General features: G+C 59.9%; 14 protein-coding genes and 1 pseudogene. 8 read left to right on the top strand and 7 right to left on the bottom strand.

Features of this window, described 5'->3' with window-relative positions:
* The first annotated feature begins 76 nt into the window (after positions 1 to 76).
* Positions 77 to 1507, top strand: coding sequence for an exodeoxyribonuclease I (sbcB, locus tag PG5_RS14485; RefSeq protein WP_020797875.1), 1431 nt, complete (start codon positions 77 to 79; stop codon positions 1505 to 1507).
* Positions 1508 to 1605: 98 nt separating this feature from the next.
* Here the strand turns inward: sbcB and mvaT are convergent, their stop codons facing one another.
* Complete coding sequence (gene mvaT / locus PG5_RS14490; RefSeq protein ID WP_008058684.1) at positions 1606 to 1983, bottom strand: histone-like nucleoid-structuring protein MvaT; 378 nt, start codon at positions 1981 to 1983, stop codon at positions 1606 to 1608.
* A gap of 328 nt (positions 1984 to 2311) precedes the next feature.
* On the opposite strand from mvaT, the gene purU reads away from it, so the two are divergent.
* Complete coding sequence (purU, locus tag PG5_RS14495) at positions 2312 to 3160, top strand: formyltetrahydrofolate deformylase (protein WP_020797876.1); 849 nt, start codon at positions 2312 to 2314, stop codon at positions 3158 to 3160.
* A gap of 85 nt (positions 3161 to 3245) precedes the next feature.
* Complete coding sequence (locus tag PG5_RS34905) at positions 3246 to 3425, top strand: hypothetical protein (protein ID WP_020797877.1); 180 nt, start codon at positions 3246 to 3248, stop codon at positions 3423 to 3425.
* On the opposite strand, the gene PG5_RS14500 is transcribed toward PG5_RS34905, so the two are convergent.
* The 5 genes and pseudogenes from PG5_RS14500 to PG5_RS35360 form a co-directional block, all read right to left on the bottom strand.
* Complete coding sequence (locus PG5_RS14500; RefSeq protein WP_020797878.1) at positions 3403 to 4398, bottom strand: lysylphosphatidylglycerol synthase transmembrane domain-containing protein; 996 nt, start codon at positions 4396 to 4398, stop codon at positions 3403 to 3405. The two genes, PG5_RS34905 and PG5_RS14500, sit on opposite strands and share 23 nt — an antisense overlap.
* The gene (locus tag PG5_RS14505; RefSeq protein ID WP_042955421.1) at positions 4395 to 5171 is read right to left on the bottom strand and encodes a DUF2334 domain-containing protein; all 777 of its coding nucleotides are present in this window, start codon (positions 5169 to 5171) and stop codon (positions 4395 to 4397) included. The genes PG5_RS14500 and PG5_RS14505 overlap by 4 nt, the downstream gene beginning before the upstream one ends.
* The gene (locus PG5_RS14510) at positions 5164 to 6285 is read right to left on the bottom strand and encodes a glycosyltransferase family 1 protein (protein ID WP_020797880.1); all 1122 of its coding nucleotides are present in this window, start codon (positions 6283 to 6285) and stop codon (positions 5164 to 5166) included. The genes PG5_RS14505 and PG5_RS14510 overlap by 8 nt, the downstream gene beginning before the upstream one ends.
* Before the next feature lie 175 nt (positions 6286 to 6460).
* Entirely contained in the window at positions 6461 to 7225 is a 765-nt protein-coding gene (locus tag PG5_RS35355) for a methyl-accepting chemotaxis protein (RefSeq protein WP_371106612.1), read from the bottom strand.
* Positions 7226 to 7318: 93 nt separating this feature from the next.
* Positions 7319 to 8350, bottom strand: a pseudogene (locus PG5_RS35360) (cache domain-containing protein); the annotation flags it as partial.
* Between the two features lie 189 nt (positions 8351 to 8539).
* On the opposite strand from PG5_RS35360, the gene PG5_RS14520 reads away from it, so the two are divergent.
* On the top strand, positions 8540 to 10027 hold the full coding sequence (locus PG5_RS14520; protein WP_042955423.1) for a helicase HerA-like domain-containing protein: 1488 nt from the start codon (positions 8540 to 8542) through the stop codon (positions 10025 to 10027).
* Positions 10028 to 10129: 102 nt separating this feature from the next.
* On the opposite strand, the gene PG5_RS14525 is transcribed toward PG5_RS14520, so the two are convergent.
* Positions 10130 to 10585: a DUF721 domain-containing protein gene (locus PG5_RS14525; protein ID WP_020797883.1), complete on the bottom strand. Its 456-nt coding sequence runs from the start codon at positions 10583 to 10585 to the stop codon at positions 10130 to 10132.
* Between the two features lie 307 nt (positions 10586 to 10892).
* Here PG5_RS14525 and secA point away from each other — a divergent pair, with 307 nt between their 5' ends.
* The 4 genes from secA to PG5_RS14545 all read left to right on the top strand — a co-directional run bounded on the left by secA (position 10893) and on the right by PG5_RS14545 (position 16686).
* Complete coding sequence (secA, locus tag PG5_RS14530) at positions 10893 to 13628, top strand: preprotein translocase subunit SecA (RefSeq protein ID WP_020797884.1); 2736 nt, start codon at positions 10893 to 10895, stop codon at positions 13626 to 13628.
* 121 nt (positions 13629 to 13749) lie between these two features.
* Positions 13750 to 14967, top strand: a complete 1218-nt coding sequence (gene argJ / locus PG5_RS14535; RefSeq protein ID WP_020797885.1) for a bifunctional glutamate N-acetyltransferase/amino-acid acetyltransferase ArgJ — start codon at positions 13750 to 13752, stop codon at positions 14965 to 14967.
* 145 nt (positions 14968 to 15112) lie between these two features.
* Positions 15113 to 15745 (top strand): glutathione S-transferase family protein, encoded by a 633-nt coding sequence (locus PG5_RS14540; RefSeq protein ID WP_020797886.1) that lies wholly within the window; start codon positions 15113 to 15115, stop codon positions 15743 to 15745.
* Positions 15742 to 16686 carry a Nudix family hydrolase gene (locus PG5_RS14545; protein ID WP_020797887.1) on the top strand — a complete coding sequence of 315 codons (945 nt, stop codon included), beginning with the start codon at positions 15742 to 15744 and terminating at the stop codon, positions 16684 to 16686. Before PG5_RS14540 ends, PG5_RS14545 begins: the two co-directional genes overlap by 4 nt.
* Positions 16687 to 16726: the final 40 nt, after the last annotated feature.

A 16726-nucleotide genomic window follows, 5' to 3' on the forward strand; every position in this document is an offset into this window, starting at 1 on the left:
ATTCAATGGCACGATTGCTGGCCGGAGCGGGACGGGAACGCCTAGACTTCGCCAATCTTCAGTTCAGGAATAGCCCGTGACCTCCATCTTCTGGTACGACTACGAAACGACGGGTATCAATCCCCGTTGCGACCGCCCGCTGCAAATGGCGGGGTTGCGTACTGACTTCGAGCTCAATGAAGTCGACGAGCCTGTCAATCTCTTTTGCCGGCCCAGCGACGACATCCTGCCGCATCCCGCGGCTTGCGCAATCACCGGCATCACGCCCGCCCAACTGGCCGAGGACGGGTTGAGCGAAGCCGACTTCATGACCCGGGTGCATGCCCAACTGGCGGCGCCGGGTACTTGCGGCGCCGGGTACAACACCTTGCGCTTCGACGATGAGATGACCCGCTACAGCCTGTACCGCAATTTTTTCGACCCTTATGCACGGGAATGGCAGGGTGGTAACAGTCGCTGGGACCTGATCGATGTCGTTCGCGCAGCCTATGCCTTGCGCCCCGATGGCCTTGTCTGGCCGACAGACGAAGAAGGACGAGTGACACTCAAGCTCGAACGCCTGACCGCCGCTAACGGGATCGATCATGGCAGCGCCCACGAAGCGCTGTCGGACGTTCGCGCCACGATTGCCCTGGCGCGCCTGATCCGGGAAAAACAGCCGAAGTTGTATGACTGGTTGTTTCAGCTTCGCAGTAAACAAAAGGTGCTGGACCAGGTGCGCTTGCTGCAACCGATGGTGCATGTTTCAGGGCGCTTTTCTGCGGCGCGCAACTATGTCGGCGTAGTGTTGCCCTTGGCCTGGCACCCACGCAATAAGAACGCACTGATTGTTTGCGACCTGCACCTCGACCCGCAGGGTTTGCTCGATCTCGATGCCGAAACCTTGCGCCAGCGTTTGTATACCCGCCGCGACGACCTGGCAGAAGATGAATTACCCGTACCGCTCAAGCTTATCCACATCAATAAATGCCCCGTGGTCGCGCCTTTATCGGTTCTTCGTCCCGCAGATCAGCTGCGCTTGGGGATGGATGTTGCGCTCTATCAGCAACGTGCACTGCGGCTAAGTGACGCGCAGCAGGATTGGCAAGCTAAAGTTCTGGCGATTTATGCCCGGGAAGATTTTTCCTCGAGCGAGGATCCTGAGCAACAGTTATACAACGGATTTATCGGGGACCGTGATCGGCGTTTATGCGAGCAAGTCAGAACAGCCGACCCGCTGCAATTGGCGCAACAGCAATGGCCTTTCGATGATGAACGTTTGCCAGAGCTATTGTTTCGATATCGAGCACGTAACTTTCCCGATACCTTGAATCTCGACGAGCAAGAACGCTGGCGAATATTCTGTCAGAAACGTCTATCAGTCCCTGAATGGGGCGCGCCAAATACCCTGGATAGTTTTACAGAGGCGGCAGCCCAGTTGGCCCTTACAGCGACATCGTTGCAGCAGGCGGTTCTCAATGATTGGCGGGAATATGTTCAGGGTCTTCGCAATCGTTTGAATCTTTGAAATCGAAAATGCCCCGGGGCTAAACTCCGGGCATAAAAAAACGCCAGCGTATGCTGGCGTTTTTTTTGTCGCAATCGATCCGCGACAAGCGCGTGAGCTTAGCCCAGCAGGGTAGCCCAGCCTTCAACCACGTCACCGCCCCACTTGGCTTTCCACTCTTTCAGAGTTTTGTGGTTGCCACCTTTGGTCTCGATGACTTCGCCGTTGTGCGGGTTTTTGTATTGTTTAACTTTGCGAGCACGCTTGGTGCCAGTAGTTTTTACTGCACCGCCACGTGGCGCTTTGGTTTTGGCTTCTGGATCCAGCAGCGCGATGATGTCGCGCAGGGATTTGGAATATTCGCCCATCAGGGTGCGCAGTTTGCCTTCGAATTCCAGCTCAGTCTGCAGTTTGTCGTCTTGGGACAGATTCTTCAAACGGGCTTGCAGCTCTTTGATAGCTTCTTCGGTGGCGCGATATTCGTTGATCAAGGACATGATTACTACCTTATGTAGGGCGCTGGATGGCAGGTGACAGTGCGGCAATAATAGTCAGGCTGTTTCATCAAGTAAACATTAAACCTGAGTTTATTTAATTAAATTCCAGTGAGTTCAGCGCACATTGGAGGCGCAGTTAAATAACTCGCCACCTGTGCTACAGATATTTACAAATCAGTGCTGGTCGATAGCCAATTAGGGGCGTTCGCCTGGTGCTGCGCGAACGTTGGCGCAGGCCATTGGGGAAGGCGGCGTGTCATCAATACTGCAGTTTTGCTGCACAATCGCTAGAATGCCCGCCTTTGCGAAGTTCTGGAGTTTCCCCCTCATGCGCACTTTTCGGCTGGTGATTTCTTGCCCGGACCGCGTCGGCATCGTTGCCAAAGTCAGTAACTTTCTGGCGTCACATAACGGCTGGATCACTGAAGCGAGCCACCACTCGGACAATCTCAGTGGTTGGTTCTTCATGCGTCACGAAATTCGTGCCGACTCGCTGCCTTTCGGGATCGAAGCCTTGCGCGAAGCCTTTGCGCCGATTGCCGAAGAGTTTTCGATGGACTGGCGTATTACCGATACCGAGCAGAAAAAGCGCGTCGTGTTGATGGCCAGCCGCGAGTCTCACTGCCTCGCCGACTTGCTGCATCGCTGGCACAGCGATGAACTGGATTGTGAAATCGCCTGCGTGATTTCCAACCACGACGACCTGCGCAGCATGGTCGAATGGCACGGCATTCCCTACTACCACGTACCGGTTAATCCCCAGGACAAGGAGCCGGCATTTGCCGAGGTCTCGCGCCTGGTCAAGCAGCATGATGCTGAAGTGGTCGTATTGGCCCGCTACATGCAAATCCTGCCGCCTGAGCTGTGCCGGGAATATGCGCACAAGGTCATCAACATCCACCACAGCTTCCTGCCGTCGTTCGTCGGCGCCAAGCCTTACCACCAGGCTTCCCTTCGAGGGGTAAAGCTGATTGGCGCTACTTGCCACTATGTGACTGAAGAGCTGGACGCCGGCCCGATCATCGAGCAGGACGTGGTGCGTGTCAGCCACAGCGACAGCATCGAAGACATGGTGCGCTTCGGTCGAGATGTCGAGAAAATGGTGCTGGCCCGTGGCCTGCGTTACCACCTGGAAGACCGGGTACTGGTACACGGCAACAAAACCGTGGTGTTTTGACCGCTGCACGACAGGGTTGAAATTCGAAGGGCCTGGGCGTTCAATCGCACAGGCCCTTCGCCGTTTCTGCACCGAGGACATGAGCATGGCCGATCCACTGGACAAAGCCACCTCGAAGGCACCCGCCACCTTGGGTGAGGGTTGCTTGAGTCGGTACGACCCCGATGAACTGAGCCCTGAAGATGGCACTGAGTTTTCGGGGGCTGCCGAGTTGTGGGAAGCGTTGCAGCTAGAGCCTGGGCCTACGGATACACGTTCTTCATAAGCTTCTTGAGCAATGGCCGGCCCAGCATCAGTAAAAACACCGGTCCACCCACCAGCAAATAAAAGTAATAGGTCACTGCCCGCCAGATCAGGATCGCGGCCGCCGCCGTGGATTTACCTACCATGGGCGCCAACAGTGCCGCTGACGTCAGTTCAGCCGCCCCCGCACCGCCTGGCAACAGGCTGAACTGCCCCGCACTCAATGAAACCATCTGGATCAGGAAGCTCCAGGCCCACTGCAAGTCCGCGCCGAGCCCGCGCAGCGCCAGGTACAACACGCTGTAACGCAAGATCCAATGCACGCACGTCAAGCCAAACACGGTGATCAATGTCTGCGGGGGTAACTTCAGGGTGTCGGTAAACGCCGCCAGGAAGTGCAGGAGTTTGCGAGCCCAACGCATGCGGGTCGAGGGCTCGACGTTGAGGCGTGCCAGCAGTCGGCCCCCCATACGGATTACCAGGCGGTGATAGCGCGCCACCACCACGCAACTGACCAGCCCACCAAACATCGAGAGGGCACTGATGATCAGCAACCACGCCATGTGCTGGCTGAGATGCTGGAACAGGGCGTAAATCAGAATGCCGGTCAATGCGCAGAGAAAAAACAATAGATCGCTCAATTGGTCCATGGCAAACACGGCGCTGCCCCTGGCCGGTCGCACGCCATTGCGCGCCAGCAAGGCCATGATGGTCAGCGGCCCGCCGCTGCCTCCCGGCGTGGCGCAATAGGCAAATTCGGCGGCCATCACCACGCCAAGGCTCTTGACCGGGCTGACCTTGTCGCGCTGATCTCCCAGCAACAGGCGCAATCGCAGGGTATTGACCACCCAGCACAGCAAGATCATGCCGAGCATGACCAGCAAGCTGCTCAGTGGAAAGTCATTGAGCCGTGACCAGGTTTCGCTGCCGCCCAGGAGCCAGGGAATCAGTAACGCGGCAAGTAGACCGATGCACAGCAGGATCGAGCGGCTCATGCCGCACGCCCCATGCGCTGGCTCTGCAGGGCCAGCCAACGGGTCTTGGTCATGGGTACGCGGCCCTCATCGAGCAGGCGCTTGAGGGTTTGCAGCCAGTATGTACGCGAGAACTCATGACGCATGTCCACCGGGTGCAGTCCCAATCGAATTACTGGCGCCGTTCGCCAGCGCTGTTCGAGTTGCTGGCTGACCAGTTTCGATACGCCACGCCGCCAGGCACTGCGTGCGCTCCAGACCAGTCCGGGGGCATCGATTGCAGTGAAATCAGGCAGGCGAAAAAGATGCCGGGCATCACTGGTGTAATCCAGCGGTAATTGGCGCAAGGCCTGGCGCGTGCCTTCGCTCATCAACCAGGCGGGAGCGACGAAACCCTGGAGCGGCCAATTGTTCCGTTGGAACATTTCAATGCCGGCGTGCAAGCGGTTGAGGGCGGCTTCGCGAGACAAACTGTAGAACTCGCCTTCATGGGTGTAGATCCGGCGCATGAACCAGTCATGGGGGTTGCTCGCCTTCGGCGCGTCATCGCAGTGAAAATAACCGTGCAGCACCAGTTCATCGCCGCGCTCGAGCCGTGCGCCGAGCTGACGACAAAATTGCGGTTGGGCTCGCAAGTCGTAGTGTTTGTGGAAATCCGGCACAACAAGCCAGGTGATCGGCACGCTGCCAAGCGCGTCGACGGCTTCGACAAAGGGCTGGTAATCGGCCCAGGTGGGTGGCGCGACATCGTGCAGTACCAGCAGCAGGCTCGGGGCGCTCATAGATTCAACCATTGGCGGCTCGCGGCCATTGGCTGCCGAGGACGGCGTGATAATGGCCGAGCAGGCTGTTGACCACTGCGTCCCAGGCGTAATACCGCTCGACATGGCGTCGGGCTTGCTGGCCGAGGGCTACGCTGCCCTGGCTGAACAGTTCGCGCACGGCGTTGGCCATGGCCAACGGATCGTTGGGGGCGCACAAGACGCCACATTGATCGGTGATGATTTCCTCAAAGGCGCCAGCAGCCACCGCCACGACGGGTATACCGCAGGCCATGGCTTCGAGGGTCACCAGGCCAAAGGTTTCCTGGTCACCGGCATGCAGCAACGCGTCGGCACTGGCCATCAGGCGGGCGACTTGGGTGGCAGGGCGGAACCCGTCGATGACCGTGACGTTTCCCGGCACAGAGGTCGGCATCGACGAACCGACCAGCAGCAAGTGATAGCGTCGGCCCAGGCGCTTCATGCATTCGAGCAGCACCGGCAGGTTTTTCTCCTTGGAACCGCGCCCCGCGAAGATCAATAGATGAGTGTTTTCGTCAAGGCCCAGGTCGGCCCGAAGGTCGCTGTCCCGTGCATCGGGATGAAACACCTGGAGATCGACCCCCAGGGGCTGCACGAAAACGTTCTTCACCCCAAGGCCGGTCAGTTTATCGGCCATGACCCTGCTCGGTGCCAGTACCCGGTCGAAGTTTCCGTAGAGCTTGCTGACATAGGCCTCGACGTTTGGCGTGACCCAATTGCCCATTCTATTGCGGGCTAGCAGTGGCAGGTCGGAGTGATAAAAGCCGATGACGGGCACATCCAGTTGGCGACGGGCGTCCAGGGCCGCCCAGGCGGTGAGGTAGGGGTCGCCGACTTCAATCAAATCGGGGTGCAGATCCTGCAGGACATTGCGCCAGGGCGCGAGACGCAGAGGGAAGCGATAGCCTTTGCCGAAAGGCAGGGCGGGAGCCGGAACCGTATAGATGCCATCCTGTTCGCTGAGAACGGCCCCCGGTATCAACACGCTGTGGCGGATACCGGGCCTGGTGCACAGGCGATGATGCTTGGCATCCAGATAAGTGCGTACGCCACCGCTGGCAGGGGCGTAGAACATGGTTATGTCAGCGATATGCACGATGAACATTCCTCCAGTCCGTTGTTCTCCTTGGTTGACCTTAATGAAGAATAGTTGTTCGGTCAGGATTTGGCGGGGATGGGGAGGGGCTGGAGAGGGGGGTGGTGTATGGACGGATTGGTGTCAGGGTATTTCTCCTCGCGGGCGAGTCGGATCGCCGCCCGCGAAGAGGCCAGCTAAAACGCTAGATGCGGAAGCTGCCTACCAACTGCTTCAATCGCGCTGCCTGTTGCTCAAGGTCCGTACATGCGCGCAATGTTGACTGCAGGTTTTCCACACCTTCCTGGTTCAGGGTGTTGATTTCGGTGATGTCGACATTGATCGACTCGACCACGGCGGTCTGCTCCTCGGTGGCGGTTGCCACCGACTGGTTCATGCCGTCGATTTCGCCGATGCGTTGCGTCACGCTGCTCAGGCGCTCGCCAGCCAGGTTGGCAATTTCCACGCTGTCCTGACTGTGGCGCTGACTGTCGCTCATCGTGCTAACCGACTCGCGGGCGCCGACCTGCAGCTCTTCGATCATGGTCTGAACCTGCTGTGCCGATTCCTGGGTGCGATGCGCCAGGTTTCGCACTTCATCGGCCACCACGGCAAATCCACGCCCGGCTTCACCGGCCCGTGCCGCTTCGATGGCGGCATTGAGCGCCAGCAGGTTGGTTTGTTGGGAAATGCTGGTGATGACCTCAAGAATCTGACCAATGTTCACGGTTTTGCTGTTGAGCGATTCGATGTTGCTGCTCGAGGCGCTGAGCATGTTCGACAGTTGATTCATGGCGGCAATGCTGCGGTCTACCACTTGCTGGCCATCTTCGGCCAGGTTGCGGGCATCGCTGGCCTGGCTCGACGCTTGCGCGGCATTGCGGGCGATTTCCTGGGCGGCGGCACCGAGCTGGTTGATCGCCGCTGCCACGCTGCTGGTGCGCGACGCTTGCTGGTCGGAGTTGTACATCGACGAGTTCGAGGCGGCAACCACACGCAACGCCACCTCATTGACCTGGCCGGTGGCCGAGGACACTTCGCGGATCGATCCGTGGATACGTTCCACGAAGCGGTTGAATGCTGTGCCGAGGTTACCGAACTCGTCGTTGTTCTGGATCACCAGGCGTTTGGTCAGGTCGCCTTCGCCGTCGGCGATGTCGGCCATGGCCCGGGTCATGACGTGCAGCGGCTGAATCAACAGGCGGATCAGCATGCCCAGCAGGGCGATGATGATGGCGACGGCGATCACCGTGGCAATCACCGCCGAGGTGCGGAACTCGCTGAGCATCGAGAAGGCCTTGTCCTTGTCCACCGACAGGCCGATGTACCAATTGACCGACGGCAGGCCCTTGATCGGAGTAAAGGTGACGATGCGGGTCTTGCCGTCGACCACGATTTCACTGAAGTCGCGGCTGATGCGCGGGGTATTTTGCGGGTATGCCTCGCCCAGGGACTTCATGACCAGGGCTTTGTCCGGGTGGACCAGGATCTTGCCGTCGGCGCTGACCAGAAATGCGTAGCCCATGCCGTCGAAATCCCGGGCGCTGAGGGTGTCGATCAAGGTTTGCAGGCTGAGGTCGCCGCCCACTACGCCAACGCCTTGCCCGGCTTTCGTCGAGGCCATGGCCAGGGAAATGATCGTTTGTCCGGTCGCAGCATCGACATAGGGTTCGGTCAGGGTCGGCGTGCTGCTGTTTTGCGCACCCTTGTACCAAGGGCGAACCCTGGGGTCGAAACCGTCCGGCATCTTCGCATCCGGTCGGATGGTGAAGTGCCCGGTAGCGTCGCCCAGGTAGGACGCCATGAACGTCGACGTCAGAGCTTTCTGTTCCAGCAGGGTGGCGACGTTGGCTTGTTCCGGGTTGATGGCAATGTTTTGCGAGAGGTTCTCGATCAGCAGGATACGGCCGGTCAGCCAGGTCTGGATATTGCTGGCGGTGACGTCGCCCATCTCGTTGAGATAGTTGCCCAGGTCTTCGCGGATGGCATTGCGCTGTAAATAGTCGTTATACAGGGTGAATGAGGCGAAAGTCGCAATGACGATAAGGGCGGCGGCAAGCAGGATTTTGTGGCTGAAGCGTAGATTTTTGTTCATGGCTTGGGGTTCCGCTAAGGTCTTAATGCCCAGCGCGTGCTTTTATAAAGGAACGCACGATGGGCAATGTTGAAAGCAAGTGATATTTCCGTCGCTCCTTAAGGGAAATGTCCGACAGATTTGTGTCTGTCTGCTTTGTCGATATTTCTATCGGCCGTGTAGGACCAAAGATTAACCATGGGTGACCAAATGCCTGATTCATTGCAACTTGTTATCGGCGCCGATCTCGCGGGCCAGCCGATCGCCCAGGCCATGCGCCTGGCGAACCGTCACGGATTGATCGCAGGCGCTACCGGGACCGGCAAGACCGTCACGTTGCAACGTCTGGCCGAAGCCTTCAGCGATGCCGGCGTGGCGGTCTTTGCCGCCGACATCAAGGGTGACCTGTGTGGCCTGGGCGCTGCCGGCAACCCCCAGGGCAAGATCGCCGAGCGCATTGCCGGTATGCCGTGGCTGAACCACAAGCCAGCGGCCTATCCGGTGACCTTGTGGGATATTCACGGTCAGTCCGGTCATCCTTTGCGCACGACATTGAGTGAAATGGGGCCGTTACTCCTCGGCAGCCTGCTGGAATTGACCGACAGCCAGCAGTCGGCGCTGTATGCCGCGTTCAAGGTGGCCGACCGCGAGGGTTTGTTGCTGTTGGATTTGAAGGATCTCAAGGCGCTGCTCAATCACCTCAAGGACCACCCCGAACTGCTGGGGGATGACGCGGCGCTAATGACCACCGGCTCCAGCCAGGCCCTGCTACGACGCCTGGCAACCTTGGAGCAGCAGGGCGCTGAGGCGCTGTTTGGTGAGCCGGCGCTGCAACTGGAGGATATTCTGCAACCGACCGCCGATGGCCGCGGGCGCATCCACCTGCTCGATGCCAGTCGTCTGGTGCATGAAGCCCCCAAGGTCTACGCGACGTTCCTGTTGTGGCTGCTGGCGGAACTGTTCGAGCAACTGCCGGAACGTGGCGATGCGGACAAACCGTTGCTGGCGCTGTTTTTCGACGAGGCGCATTTGTTGTTCGCCGGCACGCCCAAGGCGCTGCAGGATCGACTGGAACAAGTGGTGCGGCTGATTCGATCCAAAGGGGTGGGGGTGTATTTCGTCACCCAGTCACCGGGCGACTTGCCCGATGACGTGCTGGCACAGCTGGGCCTGCGCATCCAGCACGGCTTGCGCGCGTTCACCGCCAAGGAGCAGAAATCACTGCGAGCGGTGGCCGATGGCTTCCGACCGAATCCGGCGTTCGACGCCCTGTCGGTGCTGACCGAGCTGGGTATCGGCGAGGCACTGGTGGGCACCTTGCAGGACAAGGGCACACCGGAAATGGTCCAGCGCGTGCTGGTGGCTCCACCGCAATCACGCATCGGGCCGCTGACGGAAACGGAGCGCACGCTGCTGATAGCCGGTTCGCCGTGCAAGGGGCGGTATGACAAGCCGATCGATCGTGAATCAGCCTATGAAATACTGATGGGGCGCAAGGGGCTGGCCCCCGAACCTGAGGCTGCGCCAGCAAAACCGACGGCGCAGGAGCCGAGCTTCACCGAGCAAGCCGGAGAGTTTCTCGGCACGGCGGCGGGACAGGCACTGAAATCAGCGATGCGACAGGCGGCTAATCAGCTGGGACGGCAATTGGTGCGCGGGTTGATGGGGTCATTGTTGGGCGGCAGCAAACGCCGCTAACTGTGGGAGCGAGCCTGCTCGCGAATCCGATGTTACATTCAACATTTATGTCGACTGAAGCACCGCTTTCGCGAGCAGGCTCGCTCCCACAGGGGTTCTATGTCATGCCCTGGACTTGGCGTGCGCCGCCAGGCGCTCCAGCGCCGCCCGCAGATTTGGATCGCTGATGCCGTCGGCCGTGGCCTGGATGGTCGCGGCCGCATCATTGGATAAATCCATGGTATGCCCGGTCGCCCCTTGTTGAACGGTAGGCGGCTGGACCTTGAAGAGGATTCGCGTGAGGCTGGCGAACTCATCGAACATCTGCAGTTGCCGCTGCAGGCGTTTTTGCTGGTAGCGCAGGCGGGTGGCCCAATGACCATCGGTGACAATGAGCAACAAACTGCCTTCGCGCCAGGACGCCACGTGGCAATGCGCGCGCGCGGCGGGTTGCAGCTGGCTCTCGAGCAAGCGTTGCAAATGACCCAGGCGTTGAGCATGGCCTAGAATGGCCTTGAGCGGCTTGGCTTCGCGAAGCAGGACGGCGGGTGCTCTGGCCGTAAGAGGGCGAAATGCCATGATCAGACACCTGAAGTAACAGAGCCGCCATGGTAGCAGAAAGCACCGGATGCGCCCGCCCCATTGCTTTGCGCGCGCTTTACCCATTAAATCAACCAGTAACTTCTGCCGTGAATGGCTTGAAGTTCAGCGATTTGCCCTTATTTTAAATGAGCCCCGTCACAACGCTGTGCCAGCATCGTGGAGTAACGCCACTTTCCTCACCACCGTTTCCGGGTAGAATGCTCGTTCGCATGCGGCCATGAGGGCTGCTCGGGCGACTCACGGGGCCGCCCTCCATCCCTTTAGTGTGGAAGATCCTGCCGATATGTTTGCGCCTTTGTTAAAAAAACTTTTTGGAAGCAAGAACGAGCGTGAAGTCAAACGCATGCTCAAGACGGTGCAACTCGTCAATGCCTTCGAAGAGCGAATGGTGGCCCTTTCGGACGATCAATTGCGTGCCAAGACAGACGAGTTCAAGGCCCGCTTCGCCAAAGGGGAAACCCTCGACCAGCTTCTGCCGGAAGCCTTCGCGGTTGCCCGTGAAGCCGGCAAGCGCGTCATGGGTATGCGCCACTTTGATGTCCAGCTGATCGGTGGCATGACCTTGCATGAAGGCAAGATCGCCGAGATGCGTACCGGTGAAGGCAAGACCCTGGTGGCAACACTGGGTGTTTACCTCAACGCATTGTCCGGCAAGGGCGTGCACGTTGTGACGGTGAACGACTACCTGGCCCGTCGTGACGCCAACTGGATGCGCCCGCTCTACGAATTCCTCGGCTTGACGGTCGGCGTGGTCACGCCATTCCAGCCGCCGGAAGAGAAGCGCCTGGCCTATGCCGCCGACATCACCTATGGCACCAACAACGAGTTCGGTTTCGACTACCTGCGCGACAACATGGCGTTCAGCATGGAAGAAAAATTCCAGCGCGAACTCAATTTTGCAGTAATCGACGAAGTCGACTCCATCCTCATCGACGAAGCCCGTACCCCGCTGATCATTTCCGGTCAGGCCGAGGACAGCTCCAAGCTGTATATCGAGATCAACAAACTGATCCCGCAGTTGGAGTTGCACGTCGAAGAAGTCGAAGGCGAAGTCACCAAGGCCGGTCACTACACCGTTGACGAGAAGACCCGCCAGGTCGAGCTCAACGAAGCCGGTCACCAGTTCGTCGAAGACGCGCTCACCCGCCTTGGCCTGCTGGCGGAAGGCGAGAGCCTGTATTCGGCGCACAACCTGGCCCTGCTGACCCACGTTTATGCCGGTCTGCGTGCGCACAAACTGTTCCATCGCAACGTTGAATACATCGTGCAGGACGGCCAGGTCGTACTGGTCGACGAGCACACCGGTCGCACCATGCCCGGTCGCCGTCTGTCCGAAGGCCTGCACCAGGCCATCGAAGCCAAGGAAAACCTGAACATCCAGGCCGAAAGCCAGACCCTGGCCTCGACCACCTTCCAGAACTACTTCCGTCTGTACAACAAACTGTCCGGCATGACCGGTACGGCCGACACCGAAGCGTTCGAGTTCCATCAGATCTATGGCTTGCAGGTCATCGTCATTCCGACGAACAAGCCGCTGGCCCGTAAAGACTACAACGACCTGGTGTTCCTGACCGCCGACGAGAAATATGCGGCAATCGTCACTGACATCAAGGAAAGCATGGCCGCGGGCCGTCCGGTGCTGGTGGGTACTGCGACCATCGAAACCTCCGAGCGCATGTCCGACCTGCTCAACAAGGAAGGCATCGAGCACAAGGTCCTGAACGCCAAGTTCCACGAAAAAGAAGCCGAGATCATCGCCCAGGCCGGTCGCCCGGGTGCACTGACCATCGCCACCAACATGGCCGGTCGCGGTACCGACATCCTGTTGGGCGGCAACTGGGAAGTGGAAGTGGCCTCGCTGGAAAACCCGACCCCTGAGCAGATTGCCCAGATCAAGGCGGACTGGCAGAAACGTCACCAGCAAGTGCTCGAGTCGGGTGGTTTGCAGGTGATCGCGTCCGAGCGTCACGAATCGCGCCGTATCGACAACCAATTGCGTGGTCGTGCCGGTCGTCAGGGTGACGCCGGTTCCAGTCGTTTCTACCTGTCGCTGGAAGACAGCCTGATGCGCATCTTCGCCTCTGATCGGGTGAAGAACTTCATGAAGGCCCTGGGCATGCAGCCTGGCGAAGCGATTGAGCACCGCATGGTGACCAACGCCATCGAAAAGGCCCAGCGCAAGGTTGAAGGTCGCAACTTCGATATTCGCAAGCAACTGCTCGAGTTCGACGACGTCAACAACGAACAGCGTAAAGTTATCTATCACATGCGTAACACGTTGCTGGCTGCCGACAACATCGGTGAAACCATTGCTGACTTCCGCCAGGACGTACTCAACGCTACCGTCAGCGCGCACATTCCACCGCAATCGCTGCCAGAGCAGTGGGACGTGGCGGGTCTGGAAGCGGCCCTGGAAAGCGATTTCGGTGTGAAGCTGCCGATTCAGCAGTGGCTCGACGAAGACGATCACCTGTACGAGGAAACCCTGCGCGAGAAGCTGATGCAGGAGCTGATCGCCGCGTACAACGAGAAAGAAGACCAGGCGGGCGCGGAAGCGCTGCGCACCTTCGAGAAGCAAATCGTCCTGCGCGTGCTGGATGACCTGTGGAAAGACCACCTGTCGACCATGGATCACCTGCGTCACGGTATCCACTTGCGCGGTTATGCGCAGAAGAACCCGAAGCAAGAGTACAAGCGCGAGTCGTTCACGCTGTTCTCCGAGCTGCTGGATTCGATCAAGCGCGACTCGATCCGTGTGTTGTCACACGTTCAGGTGCGTCGCGAAGATCCGGCCGAGGAAGAGGCGCGCCTGCGCCAGGAAGCCGAGGCACTGGCGGCGCGCATGCAGTTCCTGCATGAAGAGGCTCCGAGCCTGGAGCAGCCGGAGCAGTTGGGTGAAGAGGTCGATGTGGCCCTCGCCACCGCCCCGGTTCGCAACGAGCAGAAGCTGGGCCGTAACGAACTGTGCTACTGCGGTTCGGGCAAGAAGTTCAAGCATTGCCACGGGCAGATCCAGTAACCCCCGTTTCATACGCTGAAATACCCGCGCCGCGACCGGCTCATGCCGTCGCGGCGTTTTGCCATTTTTACCATCGCTTTTGCTGAAGCGGTGCAGACATCATTTATAAAGGAGCGCATTCATGGCTGTTGGTCTTGGTCCTTTGCCAACGTTGCACCCGGTTGCCGGTTTTGAACTCGGTATCGCCTCGGCCGGTATCAAGCGCCCGGGGCGCAAGGATGTGGTGGTCATGCGTTGTGCCGAAGGCTCGACGGTGGCGGGTGTATTCACCTTGAACGCCTTTTGCGCCGCCCCGGTGATCCTGGCCAAGCAGCGCGTGCAAGGTCCGGTGCGTTACCTGCTGACCAATACTGGCAATGCCAACGCCGGTACCGGTGAACCAGGTTTGGCCGCGGCCGAGCGCACCTGCGCCAAGCTGGCAGAGTTGACCGGCGTAGACGCCAGCCTGGTGCTGCCGTATTCCACTGGTGTGATCGGCGAGCCGCTGCCGGTCGAGAAAATCGAGGGCGCACTGCAAGCCGCCCTCGACGATCTGTCGGAGAACAACTGGGAAGCTGCCGCCACCGGCATCATGACCACCGATACCCTGCCAAAGGGTGCCAGCCGCCAGTTCCAGCACGACGGCGTGACCATCACCGTCACCGGTATCAGCAAGGGCGCGGGCATGATTCGCCCTAACATGGCGACCATGCTCGGCTATATCGCCACCGACGCCAAGGTTGCTCGCGATGTGCTGCAAAACCTGATGCTGGACGGCGCCAACAAGTCGTTCAACCGCATCACCATCGACGGCGACACCTCGACCAACGACTGCTGCATGCTGATCGCCACCGGTCAGGCGGCGTTGCCGGAAATCACCCGTGCCGAAGGCGAGTTGTTCGCCAAGCTCAAGCAGGCGGTATTTGAGGTGTGCATGGAAGTGGCCCAGGCGATCGTTCGCGACGGCGAAGGCGCGACCAAATTCGTTACCGTTGAAGTCAACGGCGGCGGCACTCACCAGGAATGCCTGGACGTTGGCTACACCGTGGCCCACTCGCCATTGATCAAGACTGCGCTGTTCGCTTCCGACCCGAACTGGGGCCGCATCCTCGCGGCTGTTGGTCGTGCCGGCGTGCCGAACCTGGACGTGAGCAAGATCGATGTGTTCCTCGGTGAAGTGTGCATCGCCAGCCGTGGCGCCCGCGCTGCGACCTACACCGAAGCCCAGGGCGCGGCGGTGATGCAGCAGGAAGAAATCACTATTCGTATCGAACTGGGTCGTGGTGATTGCAGCGAAACCATCTGGACCACCGACCTGTCCCACGAGTACGTGAAGATCAACGCCGAGTACCGTACTTAAGACCGAGTCGACCCCATCGCGGGCAAGCCCGCTCCCACAGGTTCCGTGGTACGGCGCGATCACTGTGGGAGCGGGCTTGCCCGCGATGAGGGATGACCAGACGCTAAAGAATTTGGCCTGTCCACCTCATCAAAAGGTCCCGAACATGAGCCTCCACCTGATCATCGGCGACAAACTGCTTTCCTCCTGGTCCCTGCGTGGCGCCCTGGCCCTCGATCTGGCCGGCGCCTCCTACACCGAAGAACTGATCAAGTTGAACCAGCCGGACACCCGCGAACGTCTGCTCAAGCACTCGCCAACCGGCAAGGTCCCGTTGCTCAAGACCGAACACGGCACCATCGCCGACTCCCTGGCGATTGCCGAATACCTGGCGGAACAGTTTCCCGACGCGGGCCTGTGGCCCAAGGATATCGCCGCCCGTGCCCAGGCGCGTTCGGCGTGCGCGCAAATGCACAGCGGGTTCTTCGCCATGCGCGGCAACATGCCATTCGACCTGAATCACGACGCGCCGCTGTCGCCGGTTCCGGCGGATGTGCAGGCAGACATCGAGCGCATGTCGGCGTTGTGGGCTGAATGCCGCTCTGTCGCGACCGAGCCTGGGCCCTACCTGTTCGGTCGCATAAGCCTGGCCGACGTTTTTTTTGCACCCATTGCCGTGCGCCTGCGTACCTATCAGGTCAAGCTGTCGGCAGTCGACGAAGCCTATGTTGAAACCCTCTACCAATGGCCAGCGTTCAAGGCTTGGCAGAAGGCCGGCCTGGAGGAGATCAAGCGGTGAAACGAGTACACGTAGCAGCCGCCGTTATCCGTGATGGCAGCGGCAAGATCCTCATCGCCCGTCGTGCCGATACTCAGCACCAGGGCGGCCTGTGGGAATTTCCCGGTGGCAAGGTCGAGGCCGACGAGTCGGTCGAAAGCGCCTTGGCCCGTGAGCTGCAGGAAGAGCTGGGTATCGTGGTCGGCGCGGCACGCCCGCTGATCAAGGTCCGCCATGATTACCCGGACAAGCAGGTGTTGCTGGATGTCTGGGAAGTCTCGGCGTTCACCGGTGAGCCTCACGGCGCCGAAGGTCAGCCATTGGCTTGGGTGACGGCGCGTGATCTGTCGGGTTACGAGTTCCCTGAGGCCAACCGGCCAATCGTGGCGGCCGCGCGCTTGCCCGAGCAATACCTGATCACGCCTGAAGACCTGGAAACCCCGGCCCTGTTGCGAGGGATCCAGAAAGCCATCGCGGGCGGCATCAAGCTGATCCAGTTGCGCGCACCAAACGGTTACGACCCGAAGTACCGCGATCTGGCTGTGGACGCCGTCGGGCTGTGTGCCGGCAAGGCGCAGCTGATGATCAAGGGGCCGTTCGAGTGGCTGGGAGATTTCCCCTCCGCCGGTTGGCACATCACGTCGGCACAGTTGCGCAAGTACGCGGCTGCCGGTCGTCCGTTGCCGGCATCGCGCTGGTTGGCGGCGTCTTGCCATAACGCTGAAGAGCTGGCGCTGGCCGAGGAGATGGGTGTGGACTTCGTGACCCTGTCGCCGGTGCAGCCGACCTTGACGCATCCGGGCGCTCTACCGCTTGGCTGGGAGCAGGCTTCGAGCTTGATCGAGGGTTTCAGCAGGCCGGTGTTTTTGCTGGGTGGGGTTGGCCCGGCGGAAGTCGAGAAAGCTTGGGCAGCAGGAGCGCAGGGCGTGGCGGGGATTCGGGCGTTCTGGCCTGAGACTTGATTCCCTGGTGTAGCCACTGACCCCTTCGCGAGCAGGCTCG

This window comes from Pseudomonas sp. G5(2012), from assembly GCF_000408945.1.
In the GTDB taxonomy this organism is placed as follows: domain Bacteria; phylum Pseudomonadota; class Gammaproteobacteria; order Pseudomonadales; family Pseudomonadaceae; genus Aquipseudomonas; species Aquipseudomonas umsongensis.

Coding starts and splice junctions, on each gene's coding strand:
- mvaT (WP_008058684.1), bottom strand. CDS start 1,983: ATGTCCTTGATCAACGAATATCGCGCCACCGAAGAAGCTATCAAAGAG.
- purU (WP_020797876.1), top strand. CDS start 2,312: ATGCGCACTTTTCGGCTGGTGATTTCTTGCCCGGACCGCGTCGGCATC.
- PG5_RS34905 (WP_020797877.1), top strand. CDS start 3,246: ATGGCCGATCCACTGGACAAAGCCACCTCGAAGGCACCCGCCACCTTG.
- PG5_RS14500 (WP_020797878.1), bottom strand. CDS start 4,398: ATGAGCCGCTCGATCCTGCTGTGCATCGGTCTACTTGCCGCGTTACTG.
- PG5_RS14505 (WP_042955421.1), bottom strand. CDS start 5,171: ATGGTTGAATCTATGAGCGCCCCGAGCCTGCTGCTGGTACTGCACGAT.
- PG5_RS14510 (WP_020797880.1), bottom strand. CDS start 6,285: ATGTTCATCGTGCATATCGCTGACATAACCATGTTCTACGCCCCTGCC.
- PG5_RS35355 (WP_371106612.1), bottom strand. CDS start 7,225: ATGTACAACTCCGACCAGCAAGCGTCGCGCACCAGCAGCGTGGCAGCG.
- PG5_RS14520 (WP_042955423.1), top strand. CDS start 8,540: ATGCCTGATTCATTGCAACTTGTTATCGGCGCCGATCTCGCGGGCCAG.
- PG5_RS14525 (WP_020797883.1), bottom strand. CDS start 10,585: ATGGCATTTCGCCCTCTTACGGCCAGAGCACCCGCCGTCCTGCTTCGC.
- secA (WP_020797884.1), top strand. CDS start 10,893: ATGTTTGCGCCTTTGTTAAAAAAACTTTTTGGAAGCAAGAACGAGCGT.
- argJ (WP_020797885.1), top strand. CDS start 13,750: ATGGCTGTTGGTCTTGGTCCTTTGCCAACGTTGCACCCGGTTGCCGGT.
- PG5_RS14540 (WP_020797886.1), top strand. CDS start 15,113: ATGAGCCTCCACCTGATCATCGGCGACAAACTGCTTTCCTCCTGGTCC.